General features: G+C 32.9%; 19 protein-coding genes. 6 read left to right on the plus strand and 13 right to left on the minus strand.

Annotated features, from left to right (window positions below):
• Positions 1-9 precede the first annotated feature (9 nt).
• The gene (gene bcp, locus LPC23_RS09775) at positions 10-462 is read right to left on the minus strand and encodes a thioredoxin-dependent thiol peroxidase (RefSeq protein WP_229329913.1); all 453 of its coding nucleotides are present in this window, start codon (positions 460-462) and stop codon (positions 10-12) included.
• A 58-nt stretch (positions 463-520) separates the two neighbouring features.
• On the opposite strand from bcp, the gene LPC23_RS09780 reads away from it, so the two are divergent.
• A complete protein-coding gene (locus tag LPC23_RS09780; protein ID WP_229329915.1) occupies positions 521-1,162 on the plus strand; it encodes an endonuclease III domain-containing protein in 642 nt (213 codons plus the stop codon).
• Positions 1,163-1,201: 39 nt separating this feature from the next.
• On the opposite strand, the gene LPC23_RS09785 is transcribed toward LPC23_RS09780, so the two are convergent.
• Entirely contained in the window at positions 1,202-1,345 is a 144-nt protein-coding gene (locus tag LPC23_RS09785; RefSeq protein WP_229325085.1) for a hypothetical protein, read from the minus strand.
• Positions 1,346-1,395: 50 nt separating this feature from the next.
• Positions 1,396-1,980, minus strand: coding sequence for a sigma-70 family RNA polymerase sigma factor (locus LPC23_RS09790; protein ID WP_229329917.1), 585 nt, complete (start codon positions 1,978-1,980; stop codon positions 1,396-1,398).
• Positions 1,981-2,259: 279 nt separating this feature from the next.
• Between LPC23_RS09790 and uvrA the strand changes: the two genes are divergently transcribed.
• Positions 2,260-5,043, plus strand: coding sequence for an excinuclease ABC subunit UvrA (gene uvrA / locus LPC23_RS09795; protein ID WP_229329919.1), 2,784 nt, complete (start codon positions 2,260-2,262; stop codon positions 5,041-5,043).
• 9 nt (positions 5,044-5,052) lie between these two features.
• Here the strand turns inward: uvrA and LPC23_RS09800 are convergent, their stop codons facing one another.
• From LPC23_RS09800 to LPC23_RS09830, 7 genes are all read right to left on the minus strand, one after another.
• Positions 5,053-5,346, minus strand: coding sequence for a hypothetical protein (locus LPC23_RS09800; RefSeq protein ID WP_229325090.1), 294 nt, complete (start codon positions 5,344-5,346; stop codon positions 5,053-5,055).
• Between the two features lie 106 nt (positions 5,347-5,452).
• Positions 5,453-6,916, minus strand: coding sequence for a lipopolysaccharide biosynthesis protein (locus tag LPC23_RS09805; RefSeq protein WP_229329921.1), 1,464 nt, complete (start codon positions 6,914-6,916; stop codon positions 5,453-5,455).
• A 15-nt stretch (positions 6,917-6,931) separates the two neighbouring features.
• Entirely contained in the window at positions 6,932-8,227 is a 1,296-nt protein-coding gene (locus LPC23_RS09810; protein WP_229329923.1) for a glycosyltransferase family 4 protein, read from the minus strand.
• A 4-nt stretch (positions 8,228-8,231) separates the two neighbouring features.
• Positions 8,232-8,696 (minus strand): hypothetical protein, encoded by a 465-nt coding sequence (locus LPC23_RS09815; protein WP_229329926.1) that lies wholly within the window; start codon positions 8,694-8,696, stop codon positions 8,232-8,234.
• A 3-nt stretch (positions 8,697-8,699) separates the two neighbouring features.
• A complete protein-coding gene (locus tag LPC23_RS09820) occupies positions 8,700-8,858 on the minus strand; it encodes a hypothetical protein (RefSeq protein ID WP_229329928.1) in 159 nt (52 codons plus the stop codon).
• A 39-nt stretch (positions 8,859-8,897) separates the two neighbouring features.
• A complete protein-coding gene (locus LPC23_RS09825) occupies positions 8,898-11,312 on the minus strand; it encodes a YfhO family protein (protein ID WP_420842313.1) in 2,415 nt (804 codons plus the stop codon).
• 46 nt (positions 11,313-11,358) lie between these two features.
• The gene (locus LPC23_RS09830; protein WP_229329932.1) at positions 11,359-11,640 is read right to left on the minus strand and encodes a DUF4834 family protein; all 282 of its coding nucleotides are present in this window, start codon (positions 11,638-11,640) and stop codon (positions 11,359-11,361) included.
• 135 nt (positions 11,641-11,775) lie between these two features.
• Between LPC23_RS09830 and LPC23_RS09835 the strand changes: the two genes are divergently transcribed.
• Both LPC23_RS09835 and LPC23_RS09840 read left to right on the plus strand, forming a co-directional pair.
• A complete protein-coding gene (locus tag LPC23_RS09835; protein WP_229329934.1) occupies positions 11,776-12,729 on the plus strand; it encodes a transporter in 954 nt (317 codons plus the stop codon).
• 10 nt (positions 12,730-12,739) lie between these two features.
• Entirely contained in the window at positions 12,740-13,858 is a 1,119-nt protein-coding gene (locus LPC23_RS09840; RefSeq protein WP_229329936.1) for a GTP cyclohydrolase, read from the plus strand.
• Between the two features lie 62 nt (positions 13,859-13,920).
• Here LPC23_RS09840 and capB read toward each other — a convergent pair whose 3' ends face one another.
• The 3 genes from capB to LPC23_RS09855 all read right to left on the minus strand — a co-directional run bounded on the left by capB (position 13,921) and on the right by LPC23_RS09855 (position 18,710).
• Entirely contained in the window at positions 13,921-15,183 is a 1,263-nt protein-coding gene (gene capB / locus LPC23_RS09845; protein WP_229329938.1) for a cysteate-C-fatty acyltransferase, read from the minus strand.
• Between the two features lie 116 nt (positions 15,184-15,299).
• The gene (locus LPC23_RS09850) at positions 15,300-16,904 is read right to left on the minus strand and encodes a DUF1501 domain-containing protein (protein ID WP_229329940.1); all 1,605 of its coding nucleotides are present in this window, start codon (positions 16,902-16,904) and stop codon (positions 15,300-15,302) included.
• Positions 16,905-16,910: 6 nt separating this feature from the next.
• Entirely contained in the window at positions 16,911-18,710 is a 1,800-nt protein-coding gene (locus LPC23_RS09855) for a DUF1800 domain-containing protein (RefSeq protein WP_229329942.1), read from the minus strand.
• Between the two features lie 154 nt (positions 18,711-18,864).
• On the opposite strand from LPC23_RS09855, the gene LPC23_RS09860 reads away from it, so the two are divergent.
• The gene (locus LPC23_RS09860) at positions 18,865-19,434 is read left to right on the plus strand and encodes a non-canonical purine NTP diphosphatase (RefSeq protein WP_229329944.1); all 570 of its coding nucleotides are present in this window, start codon (positions 18,865-18,867) and stop codon (positions 19,432-19,434) included.
• Between the two features lie 199 nt (positions 19,435-19,633).
• Complete coding sequence (locus LPC23_RS09865) at positions 19,634-21,529, plus strand: DEAD/DEAH box helicase (protein ID WP_229329946.1); 1,896 nt, start codon at positions 19,634-19,636, stop codon at positions 21,527-21,529.
• Positions 21,530-21,578: the final 49 nt, after the last annotated feature.

Genomic DNA, 21,578 nt, shown 5'->3' on the forward strand with positions numbered 1-21,578 from the left:
TTTAAGTATTTACTTCAATATTTGCGCAGCATGCGCTTTGGTTTTAACCTCAGAAATTACATCTTTGATAATACCATTTTCATCAATAACAAATGTAGTTCTGTGAATTCCATCATATTCTTTACCCATAAATTTCTTTGGACCCCAAACTCCAAAAGCTTGAATTACTGATTTATCTTCATCAGCTAAAAGCGGAAATTGAAAATCATATTTTTCTTTGAATTTAGCCTGTGCTTTCTGAGCATCAGCACTAACTCCCAAAAGAGCATAATTATTGGCTTGAAAACGTTCAAAATTATCTCTCAAATCACAAGCTTCAGCTGTACAACCTGGTGTATTGGCTTTTGGATAAAAGAAAACTACTAATTTTTTACCTTTATAATCTGTTAATTGATGTGATTTCCCATCTTGATCTACACCAGAAAACTGTGGTGCTTGATCTCCAATCTTTAATGTTGTCATATTTAATTGTGTTGAATAATTCGAATTGTGTTATTTTTACAGGAATAAAAGTACAAAAATGAACAAACAGGAAAGGGTAACATTTGTTATAAATACGTTAAAAGAATTATATCCAACAATTCCAATTCCGCTAGATCATAAAGATCCTTACACTTTATTAATAGCCGTTTTACTTTCAGCACAATGTACAGATGTTCGGGTAAACCAAATCACGCCTCTTTTATTTGCAAAAGCAGATAATCCTTACGATATGGTGAAATTAACTGTAGAAGAGATAAAAGAAATCATTCGCCCTTGCGGCTTATCACCTTTGAAATCTAAAGGGATTTATGGCTTATCGCGAATACTAATTGAAAAACATAACGGACAAGTCCCTAAAAGTTTTGAAGATTTAGAAGAGCTCCCAGCTGTTGGACACAAAACAGCTAGTGTAGTGATGTCTCAAGCTTTTGGTGTACCAGCATTTCCTGTGGACACACACATTCATCGCTTGATGTACCGTTGGAATTTAACCAACGGAAAAAATGTAGTACAAACGGAGAAAGATGCCAAACGTATTTTCCCTGAGGAATTATGGAATGATTTGCATTTACAGATTATTTGGTATGGTCGAGAATATTCGCCTGCAAGAGGTTGGGATATCGAAAAAGATATCATTACTAAAACTATTGGACGTAAATCCTTATTGAGTAAAAAGTAAAAACACTTTTACTATTGTATTCGTAAAAGTGTTTTTAATTTAGTTAGCTATAATTTCAAAAGCAAGCTGCTCCGTTTGGATAACTTTTAAAGCTTTTGAGTAGTTCAACAAGAAAGAAATTACTTCTTTCTTTGGTTTCATTTTTGGAGCAACAAATGTTTTTTTAGAGTAGATTTTTGCCATAGTTTACATTTACAATTTAATATATAACGACAAAAACCACTAAATAGTATTTAGTTGGTCAAAATAATTTGATGTTTATCGATGACTTTTCGCAAATTAATTACCGCATACCGCATTCTTCCTAAAGCGGTATTAATACTCACTCCAGTGGCTTCTGAAATTTCCTTAAAACTCATATCTTGGTACAAACGCATCATCAAAACTTCTTTTTGATCATCGGGTAGTTCCTCTACTATTTGACGTAAATCTTTTGTAACCTGATCTGAAATCAACTTATTCTCTATTGTTAATGAATCGTCTGTCATTACTGAAAAAATAGAAAACTCTTCTGTCTCTCTATACAACGGCATTTTTTTATTATGACGAAAATGATCTACAATCAAATTGTGAGCAATTCGCATCACCCAAGGAAGAAATTTACCTTCTTCGTTGTAAGCATTCGATTTCAAAGTTCGAATCACTTTAATAAATGTATCTTGAAAAATGTCGTCAGCTAGATCTCGATCTCCAACTTTGGAATAGATAAAACCAAAAATTCGAGATTGGTGTCTTTTAATTAGTGTTTCTAAAGCAGCTTCATTGCCAGAAATGTAGGAATTGACCAATGCAGCATCATCAATAGTGGGAATAGCCATATTTTAACTTTTAGATGGTTTGTAATTTTATAAAATGTTCTAAAAAGTAAAATTGTTAAATAGGCGTTTTGTTTTATCAATGATTTAATTTTCAAATTTAATTTATTTTTGTCAGAATATCCAAATAAAAAGGTGATAATTTAAAAAGTAGCTTTCCAAGAAGGCGTTTAAATCTGATAAAACTATTGCATTATTGCTCATTAAAATTGCTAATTAGCTCTAGTGGAAGTAGTATTACTAAGTTGAAAAATGCTTACTTTTGTTGAAATTTAAAGTCGTATGCCAATTGACATTGCCAAACTAGATCCAAAGAAAAATATCATCATAAAAGGAGCTCAAGTACATAATCTCAAAAATGTAGATGTTGCTATTCCACGAAACAAATTAGTAGTAATAACAGGGCTTTCCGGATCTGGAAAATCAAGTTTAGCATTTGATACTTTGTATGCAGAAGGACAACGTCGTTATGTAGAAAGTTTATCTTCTTATGCACGTCAATTTCTTGGTCGATTGGACAAACCTAAAGTTGAATACATCAAAGGCATTGCACCCGCTATTGCTATCGAACAAAAAGTTAACACAACTAATGCCCGATCTACTGTTGGGACCTCTACAGAAATTTACGATTACATCAAATTGCTGTATGCACGAGTAGGACGAACATTCTCCCCTGTTTCAGGTCAAGAAGTCAAAAAAAATTCGGTAACTGATGTTGTTTCAGATGTTAAACAATTTGATTTAGACACCAAATGGCTACTCCTTGCTCCTATTCATTTAGAAAAAGGCCGAAAACTAGAAGATAAACTGAATATCTTGTTACAGCAAGGTTTTGCTCGAATTTTAGTCGATGGCGAAATGGTTCGTTTAGACGATTTACCAAAAGGTTTAAACAAAAAAGACCTTTTTCTTATAGTTGATCGAATTGTAGTTAAAGACGAAGAAGAGTTTTATAACCGATTAGCCGATGCGGTTCAAACGGCATTCTTTGAAGGCAAAGGTATTTGTTATTTACAAGAATTAAACTCAGATAAACGTTTTACCTATTCCAATAATTTTGAGCTAGACGGCATTTCTTTTTTAGAACCCAATGTGCATTTGTTTAGCTTCAATAACCCTTACGGAGCTTGTCCGGTATGCGAAGGTTATGGAAACATTATTGGTATTGACTCCGAATTGGTTGTGCCCAATACTAGCCTTTCTATTTTTGAAAATGCTATTTTTCCTTGGCGAGGCGAAAGTATGAGTTGGTTCAGAGATGAATTAGTCAAAAATGCTTACAAATTTGACTTTCCAATCCACAAACCTTTTTTCGAATTGACCGAAGAGCAAAAAGAAGTAGTTTGGACAGGGAATCAATATTTCCAGGGACTTAATGACTTTTTTAAAGAATTAGAAGAGAAAAATTATAAGATTCAAAATCGCGTGATGTTGTCACGTTATAGAGGAAAAACCAAATGTAATTCTTGCAAAGGAAAACGATTACGAATTGAAGCTTCCTATGTTAAAATCAACAGCAAGACTGTTGCTGATTTAGTAGATTTACCTATTCGCCATTTGGTTGAATTCTTTAAAAACATCGAACTCAACGAATACGAAAAACAAATTGCCAAACGACTTTTAATCGAAATCAATAATCGTTTGTCTTTTTTAACTGAAGTTGGTTTGGATTATCTAACGCTAAATAGAAATTCAGCAACCCTTTCTGGTGGAGAATCGCAGCGTATTAATTTAGCAACTTCACTAGGAAGTAGTTTGGTAGGATCTATGTATATATTAGATGAGCCAAGTATTGGTTTACATCCTAAAGATACAGAACGCTTAATTAAAGTTCTGTTGTCTCTTCGAGATTTAGGCAATACAGTAATCGTTGTAGAACACGACGAAGATATTATGAAAGCTGCAGATATGATAATCGATATCGGACCAGAAGCTGGAACACATGGAGGAAATTTAGTGGCAGAAGGAACGTATAATGAAATTCTACAATCAAATTCTTTAACTGCTCAATATCTGAATGGAAATTTAGAAATTTCGGTTCCCAAAAAACGCAGACCTTTTAAGAATTTCATCGAAATCAAAGGTGCACGAGAAAATAATTTACAAAACATAGATGTTACTTTTCCACTTGATGTATTAACTGTAATTACAGGGGTTTCTGGTAGTGGTAAAAGTACTTTGGTTAAAAAGATTTTGTTTCCTGCAATGCAAAAGAAGCTAGATAATATTGGTGAAAAAGCTGGGCAATTTACCGAAATGACAGGTTCGTTTTCGCATATCAAACATATTGAATATGTAGATCAAAATCCCATAGGAAGAAGTTCGCGTTCGAATCCTGTGACTTATATCAAGGCTTATGATGACATTCGGGATTTGTATGCCAAAGAAAAACTTTCTAAAGTTAGAGGATACCAAGCCAAACATTTTTCTTTCAATGTAGATGGTGGTCGTTGTGAAACTTGTAAAGGAGAAGGTACAATTAATGTAGAAATGGTTTTTATGGCCGATGTGCAATTGCATTGTGAAACTTGCAACGGAAAACGTTTCAAAAAAGAAGTATTGGAAGTGGCTTTTGAAGGCAAAAATATCCACGATATTTTAACAATGACAATTGATGATGCCATTGCCTTTTTTGCAAAATACAATCAGAATAAAATCAATCAAAAATTACAACCCTTACAAGATGTTGGATTGGGATATGTTCAGTTAGGACAGTCTTCTTCTACTCTCTCTGGTGGTGAAGCACAACGTATTAAATTGGCCTCCTTCTTAGTTAAGGGGGCTACTAAAGACAAAGCGCTGTTTGTATTTGATGAGCCAACTACGGGATTGCATTTTCACGATATCAAAAAATTATTAGCTTCTTTCGACGCTTTAATCGAAAAAGGACACTCAATTATTGTTATAGAACACAACTTAGACCTTATCAAATGCGCGGATTGGGTAATTGATTTGGGGCCAGAGGGTGGTGAAAATGGTGGAAAATTACTTGGTGCAGGAACACCTGAAGACTTGGTGAAAATGAAAAAATCTAGTACAGCAACCTACTTACAAGAGAAATTATAAAACGAATAATTAGTAGCATGTTTCTTCAAATGTTTTACCATCTTCGTCAATAGAAATTAGGATTCGTTTTTCTCTTCCATAAGAAAGGGTTTGATAAATCCAAATGATGGACCACAAGCCAAAAGTGAGGCAACATAAAACTAAGTTAAAGGAGTGATTCACTATTTTAGGTTCTCTTGTTAAAATAGCAAATGGAAGCTTGTCATTTTTTTCTTTGACTATAAATCCTGAGCGAATTCGGCTACTTATTCTGTTGTAAAAATCTTGAAGACTTTTTTCTGTAATTACATAATTATTATTCATACGATATTGGGATCTGAGGTTTATGTTTAACAAAATTAAACCTAATAACAAATACCTACAATACCAACATTTAGTGATTTTGAACTAAAAATATCACTTTGATGAATTATTTAATTATTTTCACTACATATTTAGTAATAATTTGATTTATTTCTTTTGAAATAGCAAACCTATAATTTAAATATAAATAAGAAATTGAAACTAGAAATGATTTCAACACTATTCCAATCATTGGATGAAAAGGGAACTCCCAAAAATAAAATAAGCAAAACAAAAAAGCTGTAATAGCAATTGAATATACTGTTTGAATGGTAAAAGGATACAAATGCATGCGTTTAACCACAAACATTAATTTAGCAACACTGTAAATAGTAATTGATAATAATGTTGCAATTGCTGATCCCGTAATTCCATATAAAGGAATAAATATCGCATTCAATACAATCGTAAAAAAAACGAGCATTAAACCAAGGAACAATACCATTCGATAGTACTTCGAATTAAAAATTATCGCATTATTGTTACCTAGAATTAAATCAAAATATTTGGATATCCCAATGATGAAAACAATCCAAATACCACCAGCATATTCTTTAGGCAACATATCATATAACTGATTAATATTAACAAAAATACATAGCATCACAAAACCACCAACAATTTGAAGATTGATTGATGTTTTCTTGTATAAATCGTTTAATTCATCGTATTTGTTATCGTGCATTAGTTTTGCAGTAATGGGATATACGATTTGATGCATAGCACGACTTGGTACTGAAATTACTAAGGCAATGTAAGTTGCAACAGAATAAAACGCTATGTTACCAATATCCATATACTGGTTTAACATTATTTTATCTCCATCTAAAAGTAAATTAGCTACACTTCCAGATAAAATGATATAAAAAGTATATTCTAAGATTCCCTTGACATTGTGTGGAAGTGAAAGTTGAAAATCAGGCTTTTTTACCCTGAAAGCATACAACATAGTAATTAACAAAGCGAAAAAATAAATACCCGCCGTTAAGTAAACAAATTCAACCGCAGTAATCCAACCAAAATACATTCCTACTAAAGCTACTAGTGAAAACAAACGCAGTCCTACTTCTTTAATAAAATTTCCAAACACTGAATGCATATGTACTCTTGCCCAAGCATAAAAGATTTCAAAGTAGGCCATACATAATCCAATAAACGGAATTAAATAAATAAACTCTTTAACAATTGGATTTTTCTTAGTAACGAAAAAACTAATTTCATCATAAAAAAACAAACCTAAAAGTAAAATCGGAATTGTAAATACTAATGGAAAAATTACTGAAAAAGAAAGAAATTGATTTTGTTCTTTCTCGGTTTTACATTGCGAATAAAATTTAACCAACGAATTTTGCATACCAATAGCAAACAAGGGCATAATAACATTAGCGCAAGACAAAATATAATTAGATAAACCATAATAGGTTTTTCCTAAAATGGAAGGGAATAAAAAAATCGTACTAATACCACCAATTCCAAAACCAATGTAGGTAATGATAGTATTTTTCAAAGACTGATTTAAAACAATTCCCATAGGTAAATTTGAATATTAGTGTTGATTAAGCAATTCAACGAGTTGTTGAGTAAGATTTTTTCGAGAATATTGTTGAAGCCCTACTCCTTGAGATTGCAACTTCCCTTCCAAAAATAGGTCATAATAATTTTGAATGGTATTCTTTAATTTCACTTTTTCAGAATAGTCAAAAAATACACCCGTATTAGTATTCGTAATAATCTCTTCAAAATCAGAGTCTTTTGGACCAATAGCTATAATAGGTCGCTCTGAAACCAGGTATTCAAACAATTTCCCAGGAAGAATACTTTTGGTATCCTCAGAATTTATTTCAATTAACAATAAAACTTGAGATTTTCGTTGATGTGAAACTGCTTCTGCGTGTGAAACATAACCTAGATTATTCAAATAGGAATTCAATCCAAATGCTGAGATTGTTTCCAATACTTCTTGACTTACTGCACCAATTAATTTAATTTCTAAATGCGATTTAAATTCCGGTATTTCTGAACAAAGTTCAACCAAACATTCCCATAAAATTCTAGGATTTCGTTCAGACAAAAAGGAACCGATGTGCGCTAGACTAAATTTGGTGTCTACAATTTGTTTTTCTACCTTTTCTACATCAAATCCATTCGTAATTACCGCAATTGGTTTATTGGTTAAAGCTTGAAACTCTAACTTTGTTGTTTTACTTGTAACAATAATGGTATCTGCCGAATTTAAAACTTGACTCTCCAGTTTTTTATGCTTTTTTGCAGCGTAATCCGATAGTCGCAATGATTTATGATAACCAATCGTTGTCCATGGATCGCGAAAATCAGCCAACCACTTTAAATTCATTTTTTGCTTTAACTCCAATCCGATTAAGTGCAAACTATGAGGTGGCCCTGAAGTTACAATAGTATCAATTTCATTCTCTCGAATGTATTTCTCCAAATAGGAAACGGAAGGTTTTACCCAAAAAACACGCGCATCTGGAATGAATAAATTACCGCGTACCCAAAGCATAACCTTTTCTAAAAAGGACTGCTTTTTCTGATTTGGAATAATTCCAGAACTGATTTTTTTGGTTTTATTTTTAGATAAAAAAGAAGCTAATTGATACGGTTCAAATATTGGATTTTTTAGAATAATGGCTTTATTTGAAACCTCACTTTCTAAATGTTGGTCAATAATTGGATAAGTTGGATTTTCAGGCACATAGACAATAGGTTGTACATCAAAATCTGGTAAATACTTCACGAACTTCAACCAACGTTGCACCCCTGGCCCACCTGCTGGCGGCCAATAATAGGTAATGATTAAAAGTTTTTTGTGATTTAATTTCAAAATATTAATTGATTTTAGAATTGATTTTTTCTAATTCCTCAATATCTAAAATATCTTTTGGACGATTTGATGCCTTCTTAGCTTTAATTAAACTATTATAATCTAAAAAATAGACGGGTGTTTCGCTAATCTCAACAACATAAGCTTGTTCAAAAAGTTGGTTAAAAGAACTATTTTCTAAACCTTTAACAGAGGTCATAATATCCAATCGTAAATTAAAATTTAAAGTAATATCTGTCCAGCCTGGAATAAATTGCATTGTATTAATTGCTTCAAAATCTCCAATCCCAAGTTGTTTTAATGCTTCCCTTAAATTTCTCCTATTATCAATTGAGTCTTCAATAAATATATCTATATCGCCTGTATTTCTTCCATAACCATATATACTTACAGCAAACCCTCCAATAGTCAAATACTTTACATTATTCAAAGCGAGGTACTTCCATATTTCTATTATTTGACTATCCATACATTAAATAGATTTCTGTTTGGCCGTTTTTAAAATATAGGAAAGCTGAATTATTGCCATCAATTTTTCATAACGTTGCTGTGGAGTCATTTTTTTGACTTCATTAATGTAACGGGCTTCCATTTGGGAAGGGTCGTCATGATTTAATTTTGATTCATTCATTACTTACATCAATTTACAATCAAATTTACAAATTAATTGCTACAATTGGGTTTCTTTCTTTCTCTCAAAATAAATTCCAGCTACTAACAACAAAACCATTCCAATGGAGCTTAGTAATGCAATAGTACTTCCGGTTTTAACAACTTCTGGCTCAAACTTAAATTCAATTGTATGTTTTCCTGCAGGAATTGGCAGCGCTCTTAATACATAATTAGCTCGAAGATGTTCTACTTTATTTCCGTCAACATAGGCATTCCAACCATTTTTATAATACATTTCAGAAAAAACTGCCAAACCATCACTTGTATTTGTGGATGTGTATTTCAAATGATTGGGTTGATACAAATCTAAAGTTATTGAAGCCAAACTATCTTTCACAAAAGCGGTTTTTCTAAACTTAAATTCTTTCGAATTAATTACCGCTACTTTTTTAGAATCAAGTTTATCTAGGGCTTTCATCTCTTCATCAGCGGTACTAACTAATTGTATTTGATTTACAAACCAAGCATTTCCATTCGCTTCTGGATTGGCAATTGGGAATTCTTTGCCTTCTTTATCGGTTTGAATTAAATATTTTACATTTAAAAAATTCAAAGGTTCTAAATTATTTTTGGCAATTTGATAATCAAACAGTTGTTGCATACGCCTTGGTTTAGCCGCATGATAACCCCCAATTGATTTATGAAAGAATGAAGCTCTTGCACTCGATAAATTACCATTGATTTCGAAAACTCTATAGTTACTACTGTCCTGCAAAATTTGCAAATCAACTGGAGTTGCCTGAAAAGGGACTTCAATCTCTCTTTTACTTACAAAATCTTTAGATGAGACGTATTTTTTATCTACTAAGAATAAGTCAAAAATCATTACTAAACCAATGAGAATGATCGTAGTATTTTGGGCGAATTTATTTTTGATATATAACCATAAAGCCCCTGCTACAATAAGAATAAAGAAAGCTGAACGTAATAAATCAGCGCTGTACATTGTTTTTCTATCTGATTTCAATGCATCCACAAAAGCAGGACCATAGTTTTTAATAAAATAGTCATCACTAGCAGCCGAAAAGTTAAAAGTTCCTTTAAACAAAAATAAAATTAACATGACTCCTACTCCAAACAAAGTAGATTGTAACAAGGCTTTCTTTTGTTGAATTTGATCCAGTTGAAAAAAAGATTGCAATCCCATTACTGCCAATACTGGAAAACACAATTCTAATAGGACTTGTATTGAGGAAACTGCTCTAAATTTATCATACAAAGGAATATAATCAATAAAGAAGTTAGTAACTGTTGGAAGATTCTTTCCCCAAGAAAGCACTAAAGCAATCAAAGCACCTCCAAAAAACACATATTTTATTCTTCTTTTGTCTATCAATAATGCCAAAAAAGCCAAAAAGAAAACAACAGCTCCAATATATGCTGGAGCAGCAACTATGGGTTGGTCGCCCCAATACGTCGGCATTCCTTGTACGTAATCCTCTGCTTGAGTTGCCGGCACTCCTTGACTAATCATGAATTGGTACATGCTACTTTCAGTTCCTAAAGTTTCATTATTAGAACCTCCAAAAAGTCTTGGCGCAACTAAATTGAAACTTTCAGCTATACCATAACTGTATTCCGTAATATAGTCTCTAGATAATGCAGTGTTTTCAGTTAATTTGGAACCATCCGCACTAAAGGTCAATTCTCCTTTACCTCGCGTACTGAATTTGGTATATTCAGTTGTAGCTAACAAATTAGTAGCATTGGCTCCAATAGCAAAAATTCCCGCTACAGCAAGTGATCCAAAAGCAAATCCTAATCCCTTAAAGTCTTTTTCTTTGATAAATTGATAGGTGAAATAACCAACTAATAGTAATAAGAAAATCAACAGATAATAGGTCATCTGAAAGTGGTTGGCATTAATTTCTAAAGCAGTAGCAAACAAAGTGAGTAAACCACCCCAAATAAATCTTTTTTGAAAAACCATCAAAAAACCTGCAATGACTAACGGCATATATCCAATAGCGTGTGCTTTAGAATTATGTCCAACACCTAAAATAATAATCAAGTAAGTCGAAAATCCAAATGCAATGGCGCCAAAAAAGGCCTTCAATGGGTCAATTTTTAGCACCAATAATAAACCATAAAAACCTAAGAAATATAAAAATAAGTAATCTGCTGGTCGTGGTAAAAAACGCAAAACATCATCCAATGCACCAATATAATCATGAGGGTATTTTGCTCCTAATTGGTAGGTTGGCATTCCCCCAAAAGCGGAGTTGGTCCAATACGGTTCTGTGTCCGTTGCTGCGCGAAAATCAATTTGCTCTTTTGCCATACCAGTATATTGGGCAATATCGGATTGAAAGATTTGCTTTCGCTGTAAGACCGGATAAAAATAAATTAATGATACAAGAACAAAACCTACTAGTGCCAGTAAGTGAGGATATATAGATTGGAGTTTTTTCAAAGTGAAATGGTTAAGTTAGGATATATAAAAACTTTAAAAAACAAATTTACTCTATTTCTTCGTAATCCACATAGTCGCCCACTTTTTTGGTTTCACGCGGATTTTTAGATACTGTTTCTTTGTAAATTATTTCATCATTATGCTGCGCTTTTTTCCAAGCCGCATCTTGAGCATATTGTTGTTGCTTTTGAAAATTTTCACCTGCTTTTTCTACTGCTTTTTTTACAAGCATTGGTAAAAATAAACGTGCCAAAAATTTAAATAAATAATAGAACATTAAAATGTAAAAAACTGTTCGTATGAAACTAGAAAAAGAGGCTTCTTGCATAATTCAAATATTTTTCCAAAAATAATAAATTCATCCCGAAGTTTAAGGACAAAATAAAAATATCAATCTTAAAATAATAATAAAATATAGTACTTTTGAGATATCAATTTATTTAGTAATTCAAGAAAGTAAATTATGTTTAAATCCAAACTAATATTGGTGCTATTTATTTTAATGGTTTCATTGACTGTTAATGCGCAATATACTGATCAAATAAATTCAAATAGACCTGGAGAATCAATGTCTGCATTTTCAGTAGGAAAAACAGTAATCCAGGTAGAGTCTGGAGCTTATGGAATAGCACAAAAACATCATTTACTTAATTATGTCGCAAATGGTTATGGTGTTGATTTAACCATACGATATGGGGTATTTAAAGAAAAGCTAGAATTTTTAGCAGATATTCAATACCAAGATCAATTGTATGAATCAAGATTTATTAAACAACAACAAAGCGCCTTAAGACAAAGTAGCATTGGAGCAAAATACCTATTATATGACCCGTTTAAAAGTGTAGAAACTAAAATTAACGTATACAGCTGGAAGGTGGATAAATCTTTCAAATGGAAACAATTAATACCAGCAGTTTCTGTATTTGCTGGAGCCAATATCACTTCTGCAAATAATCCGTATCACTTTTCACCCAACGCGAGCATTTCGCCAAAGGTAATTTTAATCACTCAAAACCACTTTGGAGATGGAAGTTGGGTATTGGTAACCAATACTATTGCTGACTATATTGGCACTGAATTTCCAAGTTATGGCTATGTAGTAACTTTGACCAAAGGACTCAATGAGAAATGGTCCGGATTTGTTGAAAATCAAGGATATATAAGTGATTTTTACAGTGATACTATTGCAAGAGCTGGATTAGCTTATTTAATTTCTGACGATTTTCAAATTGACGCAAGTGCAAGTGGAAGTATTAAAAACACACCCGCTATTTTTTATGGTGGATTGGGTTTTTCATACCGTTATGATGGTAATTACAAAGAAATTAAAACTCCAATTGAAGAAGATCCAAATATTTTAAAAGCTCAGAAAGGTGCCAAAAATGGCAAAAAGAAAAAGAAATTCTTGATTTTCTAGATTCAAAATTATGATTCAAATTAAAGAAGCGGTTACCAAAAGTGAATTAACTGATTACATTAAATTCCCTTTTTCCTTATACAAAGACAATCAATATTGGGTTCCACCCATCATTGCTGACGAGTTAGAAACTTTTGACAAAACTAAAAACCCTGCTTTTGAAAATGCAGAAGCGTATTTTTATTTAGCCTACCGCCAAAATACAATTGTTGGAAGAATTGCCGCTATCATCAATTGGGAAGAAGTCAATAACCAACAAAAAAAGAAAGTTCGTTTTGGCTGGTTTGACGTAATTGATGATGTGGAAGTAACCAAAGCTTTATTAGATAAAGTCTACGAATTAGGGCGAAAAAACAGTTTAGAGTATGTGGAAGGTCCGATGGGTTTCTCTAATCTAGACAAAGTTGGCGTATTAACCGAAGGATTTGAAGAAATTGGCACTATGATTACCTGGTACAACCATCCGTATTATGCTAGTCATTTTGAGCAATTGGGATATGTTACCGAAAAAGAATATTTGGAAAATAAATTCCCTTTTGAAAACGTTAAATTAGAGTATTTTGACAAAGCGCAAGAACTTATCAAAAGACGTTACCAACTCAAAGCAGTTAATTTCAAGAAAACCAAAGATGTATTGCCTTATGTAGATAAAATGTTTGATTTATTCAATGCATCCTATGCTAGTCTATCATCATTTGTAGCTATATCTGATATTCAAAAAGAATATTTCAAGAAAAAATACATTAGCTTCATAAATCCAGAATACATCAAATTTGTAGAAGATAAAGACGGCAATTTAGTAGCATTTGCCATTGTAATGCCTAGTTTTTCCAAAGCATTGCGAAAAGCTAAAGGGAAATTGTTCCCCTTTGGATTCTTACATTTGCTAAACGCAAAAAACAATAGTAAAGACGTGACTTTTTATTTAATTGGAGTTCATCCTGAATACCAAAACAAAGGAGTACACGCAATTATTTTCAAAGAATACCATACGACATTTACCGAAAAAGGAATTCAAAATTGCATCCGTACACCAGAATTGGCAGACAATCAAGCGATTCATTTACTATGGAAAAATTTTGATCCCAAAATCATTTGTCGCAGAAAAACATTTCGAAAAGAATTATAAATTTTCAATCAAAAAAAATCCATTCTTTCGAATGGATTTTTTTATTAAAGTCAGTCTATAAATTAAGCATCTAAATCTACTTTAGTTTGCTCAGCAATTTGTCTATATGTTCCGTTTATTAATTTCTCACGAATCGCTTCAAAAGCTGACAAAGTTTCATCAATATCAGCCAAAGTGTGCGAAGCAGTTGGAATCATACGCAATAAAATAATTCCTTTTGGAATAACAGGATACACTACAATCGACAAGAAAATTCCGTAATTTTCTCTCAAATCGTTCACCATCACCATCGCTTCCGGGATCGATCCTTCCAAATACACTGGCGTAATACACGTATTAGTATCACCAATATTAAATCCTTTTTCTTTTAAACCATTTTGTAAAGCATTCACATTAACCCACAATTTATCTTTAATTTCAGAAGATTGACGCAATAATTCCAAACGCTTCAATGAACCAATAGTTTGAATCATTGGCAAGGCTTTGGCAAACATTTGCGAACGTAAATTGTATTTTAAATAATCAATAACTTCTTTGTCTGCAGCTACAAAAGCCCCAATGTTAGCCATTGATTTTGCAAAAGTTGAAAAGTACACATCAATCTCGTCTTGAACACCTTGCTCCTCACCTGCTCCAGCTCCTGTTTTTCCAAGTGTACCAAAACCGTGTGCATCGTCGACTAATAATCGGAAATTGTATTTCTTTTTCAATGCAGCAACTTCTTTCAACTTACCTTGTTGACCACGCATTCCGAAAACCCCTTCAGTGATGAATAAAATTCCTCCTCCAGTTTCCTCAGCAATTTTAGTCGCACGTTGTAAATTCTTTTCCATACTCTCCACATCGTTGTGACGGTATGTAAAACGTTTTCCACTATGCAAACGAACGCCATCAATTATACAAGCGTGAGCATCTACATCATATACAATTACATCATTTCTGGTAACCAAAGCATCAATAGTAGACATAATTCCTTGGTATCCGAAATTCAATAAATAAGCTGATTCTTTCATTACAAAAGCAGCTAATTCTTGCTCTAATTGTTCGTGGTATTTAGTATGTCCACTCATCATACGAGCTCCCATAGGGTAAGCTGCTCCGTATTCAATAGCTGCATCGGTATCTGCTTTTCGTACTTCTGGATGATTGGCAAGACCTAAATAATCATTCAAACTCCAGTTCAAAATATCTTTTCCTTGAAATTTCATTCTTGGCCCCAATTCTCCCTCTAATTTTGGAAAAACAAAATAACCTTCTGCTTGTGAAGCCCATTTTCCTAATGGTCCTTTATTAGTTTGAATTCTTTCGAATAAATCTTTTACCATGATATATATTGAAATAGTTTATTTTTTTTACGAGCAGCAAAAATAATTATTTAAAATTTATAAAAGAATTGATTGGCTATTTATTTCAATTTAATATGTTTTTATAAAAAAATAAATTAATTAAATAATGCTTTTTTGTAAAAACGATTTCCGTTCCAATCAATATTTAATATGTAAGTTGCATTTTCAACTATTGAAGAATAATCTAACTTTAATTCTCTTTGATTCAATTTAAAAACCTCACTTTTTATTAGTTGACCATTGATTGATAAGAGGGAAACGCTTACATAATCTTTTACAATATCAGGAAAGCGAATAAAAATAATACCATCAGTTGAAGGATTTGGAAAAAGAATTAAGCTATCGCTATCAAAATCAATACTACTTGATAATGTTGAATTAAAAATAGGTAGTTTAACAAAATTTGAACCTAAAACCTGAGTTGCCTCTATCTCAGACATACAAAGCCAATCCTGCATAACGGTGGTATAAAGCTGCCTATAATCAAATTGCATTTCTACTTGATCACTAACTGATGCATTTATTGGTAAATTAGGTGATTCACCTATCATTCCAGAAACAGGGAAAATACTTTTTTTAACTTGAGAAGATGTATTGAGCATAGAACCAAAAAAAAGTACTGGGGCAGCAGCTCCGTGATCTGTTCCTAAACTAGCATTACTTTTAATTCTTCTACCAAATTCACTAAAAGTCATCCCCGAAACCAATTCTGATTTACCCATAGATTCTAAATCTTGTTGAAAAGCACCAATAGCCTGTGATAATAAAGTTAAATTAGTAGCCTGAGTTCCTTTTGCCTTATCTGCATCACTGACTTGAGCACTATGTGTATCATGAGAGTTAGGGTGGTTTACTATATATATTGGAGATTTCAACCCTCCGTTAATTAACTTAGCAACAATTTTTAATTGGTCGGCTAATTTATTATTAGACGGATAAATTACAGGATTAGTTGAAGGAGTATTATATGCTTTTTGAATTACTTTAATATAATCATTGCTTTGGTCTTTCATTAGTCTTAAAAAAGTGAGTTCATTACCATAATCTGAATCGGGAGCTACATCTGACACTCCACCTATCACATTCAATAATGAATTAGGATCTGGCGCACTGTATCCCATATTAATATGGGGACCTTGTAATGAAAACGGTAAAGTTGAACCAATTTGAATCGCTAATGGATCTGGCATATCTGGTGTTGGGTAACCATTTGGAAAATTAGGATACATACTATCCAAAGCCCTTCCTAACCATCCTGTATCTAACTCATCTTTACTTCCAGATCCAGTAAACCAAATATCGGTAGCTTTAAAATGACTATAATTGGGATTAGGATATGATACTCCTTGTACAATCATCATTTTTCCATTGTCATATAAGTTTTTCATATCAACCATAGCTGGATGTATACCCGTCGATTGATTTCCTGACAAAGGGAGTACCTGTTTCTGATCCATTAATATATTAGATCTAGCATTAAATAAATTAGCCCACTTGTCTATTGGAATAATTGTATTTAAACCATCATTTCCTCCATTTTGCTGAATAATTACTAATATTCTATCGCACTGTATGGCAGACAAAGCCATTTTTTCTAATGGTTGACTCAACAAATCAGATGATGCAACTACAGGAATTCCATGCAATAATAAGGGGATTGATGTAAATGTGGTTTTTTTTATAAAACTTCTTCTTTTCATCTTAATTTACATTAGTTGATATTCAGCTAATTGGGTTATTGACATTAATAATCCTTTCAATCTAGTCTTCACCACAGATGCATAAGTTACGTTGGTAGGAGAGTTAACGTAATTTAACCACGCAACTGTCCAATAGGAATCATTGATTTGATTAGACAATAAATTTTGAACTTTTAAACTATCTTTAACAGATTTACTTAGATCTAATGGTAATAAAATAGTAATACAATTATTGACAAGCAAATTAGGATTTTCAATTATGTTTTTGGGAAATTGTGATACCCAAGCAATTACATCTACTTCAATTTTAACCTTTAAACCATTATATGTCGGTGAAATTCCGTTAAAAATTATATTTAAAAAGGAATATCTTTTTTGAACAGTATTAGAATTGATCCAATATTCATGATATGAAGGGGCTTGATAAAAGGCATTCCAACCAGAAACATTTGGGATTTCACCCATTGATTGTTCCATAGGTTTCATAATTGATGTGTTAAAATACCTCCATAAGGAGTATTGAGCATCAAAATTAGATGGATCGGGCACATTATAGCCAATATTAAAAGTCCTCAAACTACCAAGAACAAGATCAAAGGGCGACTTAATATACACTCCTCGATTTGCAGTGTCAAAAAAATGTTGGCTTCTAAATAAAGTCCATAAAACAGGTTTTATCTCCCAATTTGAAGCTACAAAAATTTTAGCAAGTGGCTTAATAACATTTAATTCAATAGATGCATCTATGTCATAATAAACAAAGTACCTGTAGAGTCTTCTGCAAATATATTCAGAGACCTCTTGCTCTTTGCTGAACAACATACTAATAAAAGCATCCAACTCAGCTTGTCCATTAGAATTTATAGCTGTATTATTAAAAAAAGAGGAGAATACTTTATTAGAAGTATCATGTAGCGAACTAACAAATGTTGTTGTAGTTGGGAATTGATTTAAATTTTGAACTCTCCATCCAGTCAAAACTTTTGCAGCTTGAACTACGTCAGACTCAGAAAAAGTGTTTGCCGAACCTTTACCAAGAGTAAATAATTCCATAATCTCTCTAGCAAAATTTTCATCTGGAGCATTTTTTGTATTTACCTGATTATTTAGGTAATACATCATAGCAGGTTGAGTGGCTATGTTTCTAATAATTAACTTAAAATTTCCCAAAGCATTAGATCTCATAAACTTAAGATAATCATAACAAATTCTTGACGAATTAGAACCTGCAGAAGCTTTTACAGTTTCAAAATCAATAGGAATTAAATGATACCAAAACCACAACATTTTTTCTCTAATATTGTTTTCTTGATTTAATGCCATACCAGTACTCCAATTAGCCAAACTCATCTCTCTGTAAAAATTGGTAGTATTTCCGATAGAATTATTACTAAAAGCATTGGTAGTCCAGTCTGCACCGTAAGTTACTCCACCTTCGTCTTTATAGGTATTTTGATAGTTATTGATTGGTGGAGAAGGTGCTTTATCAATGTAATTCAAAAGTTGATCCACTGTCTTATCTAATCCATTTAAAACAAATGAATTTATGTCTCCAACTTTAAAACCAAAAAGTGTTCGCTTTAACAAATGAATAACCTCTTTGTCTGTCCAAACACCTTTGTATGTTTCAATTCCTGAAGAGATTGCTACTTTTCTATTTAAATCAGTCGCCGTGGCGTTAGCATCAACATATCGTCTTCCGTTGTATACTTTTCTTCTGTATTTTGCCAATAAAGTATCCTCACTATTTGTGTTTCTCAGAGCTATTATTTTAAACAATTGTCTTCTAGATAGTTTGCCAGTCATTTTAAATAAATTAAAAAATAAAAATACACATTTTATTTACACGTGAAAGATTGAAAATGAAATATTTACAATTATTTAATTTACATCTAATAAGACCAACTGTTTGTTCTAAAATAAAGACAAATAGTACTATCTTTGTCCAAATTAATGCCTTATGCAACTCGTTTTCGCTTCCAACAATAAAAACAAAATTAAAGAAATCCAATTATTACTTCCAGACTCCATTCAGATTTTAAGCTTGGAAGACATTGGCTGTACCGAAGATATTCCTGAAACAGCAGACACGATCGAAGGAAATGCGATTTTAAAAGCCAATTATGTCACTCAAAAATACGGTTACGATTGCTTTGCAGATGATTCGGGTCTTGAAGTAGCAGCTTTGAATGGCGAGCCTGGCGTTTTTTCAGCACGATATGCAGGCGAACCTAAAAACGACGAGAACAATATTGACAAACTATTAGCTAATTTAAAGGACGTCAAAAATAAAAAAGCCAATTTCAAAACCGTAATTTGCTTGAATCTCAAAGGAGAGCAGCATTTATTTACGGGTATTATAAATGGTCAAATTATTGAAGAACGTATCGGAAATAACGGATTTGGATACGATCCCATTTTTGTAGCTGATGGCTATCAAAAAACCTTTGCTGAGTTAAGCCTAGAAGAAAAGGCAAGAATCAGCCACCGAGGAATTGCAGTAAAAAAATTAATCGATTTTCTGAAATAAATCGAGCGGTTTTTATTCATTTTATTCTTGAACAAATCACTTCCTACAACTTTACGAGTAAAAAATCAAAATCAAAAACATTTAACTTATTGATAATCATAAAATAACAAATTAGTTTATATCGTTTTTTAAACCTACCTTTGCAGCCCACTCGAAGGCTCTTTTAGCCGAACAGAGCGGAGCTAATTTAAAATAATATATGAACAAATTTGAACAATTAGGTCTGAATGAGTCGCTACTGCTTGCGATCAAAGATCTAGGATTTGAGAATCCATCAGAAGTGCAAGAAAAAGCGATTCCAGTACTATTGGAACAAAACACAGACTTAGTAGCTTTAGCACAAACAGGAACAGGGAAAACAGCAGCTTTTGGTTTTCCACTTATTCAAAAAATTGATGCTGAAGACAGAAGTACACAAGCGTTAATTTTATCACCAACGCGTGAGCTATGCTTACAAATCACCAACGAGATTAAACAATACTCAAAATACGTAAAAGGTTTACATACAGTGGCAGTTTATGGTGGTGCAAGCATTACAGAACAAGCCCGAGAAATTAAACGTGGAGCACAAATTATTGTGGCTACTCCAGGTAGAATGCAAGACATGATCAACAGAGGTCTTGTCAACATTAAAAACATCAATTTCTGTATTCTTGACGAAGCAGATGAGATGTTGAACATGGGCTTTTATGAAGACATCGTATCGATTTTATCCGATACTCCAGACGAGAAAAACACATGGTTATTCTCTGCAACAATGCCTGCTGAAGTAGCGCGTATAGCTAAAAAATTCATGTCAAACCCAGCTGAAGTAACCGTAGGTTCAAAAAACTCAGGTTCAGCTACAGTTTCTCACGAGTATTACTTAGTGAATGCACGTGATCGTTACGAAGCATTGAAACGTTTAGCTGATGCTAATCCTGATATCTTTTCGGTAGTTTTTTGTAGAACAAAACGTGATACTCAAGCTGTTGCCGAAAAATTAATCGAAGATGGATACAGCGCTGCTGCTTTGCACGGAGATTTATCTCAAGCGCAACGTGATGGTGTAATGAAATCATTTAGAGGTCGTCAAATTCAAATGTTAGTGGCTACTGATGTTGCTGCTCGTGGAATTGACGTTGATAATATTACTCACGTAGTCAACTATCAATTACCTGACGAAATCGAAACCTACAATCACCGTTCAGGTCGTACTGGACGTGCAGGTAAATTAGGGACTTCTATCGTTATTGTAACTAAAAGCGAAATTCGTAAGATTTCTTCAATCGAAAGAATTATCCAACAAAAATTTCAAGAAAAAACAATTCCTTCTGGAATTGAAATCTGCGAAATCCAATTGCTACACTTAGCCAATAAAATCAAAGATACTGAAGTAGATCACGAAATTGACAACTACCTTCCAGCTATCAACGAAGTATTAGAAGGATTATCTAAAGAAGAATTAATCAAGAAAATGGTATCGGTTGAATTCAACCGTTTCATCAACTATTACAAGAAAAACAGAGACCTTTCTTCTCAATCTTCAGGTTCAGACCGAAGAGAAAGAGACGGAGCGCCAAGAGAAAACAACAATGGCGGAGCAACTCGTTATTTTGTAAACATTGGTTCAAGAGACGATTTCGATTGGATGCAATTGAAAGACTTCTTGAAAGAAACTTTAGAATTAGGACGTGACGATGTATTTAAAGTAGATGTAAAAGAAGGTTTCTCTTTCTTTAACACTGATGCTGAACATACAGATAAAGTTATGGAAGTACTTAATGGATACGACTTAAACGGAAGGCGAATCAACGTAGAAATTTCTAAAAATGATGGTGGCGGAAGACGTGATCATAATGGTAGAAGTTCTGGTGGTGGTTTTGGCGGAAGAAGTTCAGCTCCAAGAAGAGAAGGAAGCTTTGCACCAAGACGTGAAGGCGGATTTAGAAGCGACAGAAATTCAGCTCCTAGAGAAGGTGGTTTCAGAAGTGAAAGAAGTGGATTTACTCCAAGAAGAGGTGAAGGAAGAGAAGGTGGAGTTTCTGAAAGAGCGCCAAGACGTTCTGAAAGCTTTGGCGACTCACCAAGACCAAGAAGGCCAAGAAGAGACTAACATCTTTTGTTAATTTTCTTATAATTATAGAAAAACTACAAAATATTCC

Source organism: Flavobacterium ammonificans (assembly GCF_020885975.1).
Lineage (GTDB): Bacteria > Bacteroidota > Bacteroidia > Flavobacteriales > Flavobacteriaceae > Flavobacterium > Flavobacterium ammonificans.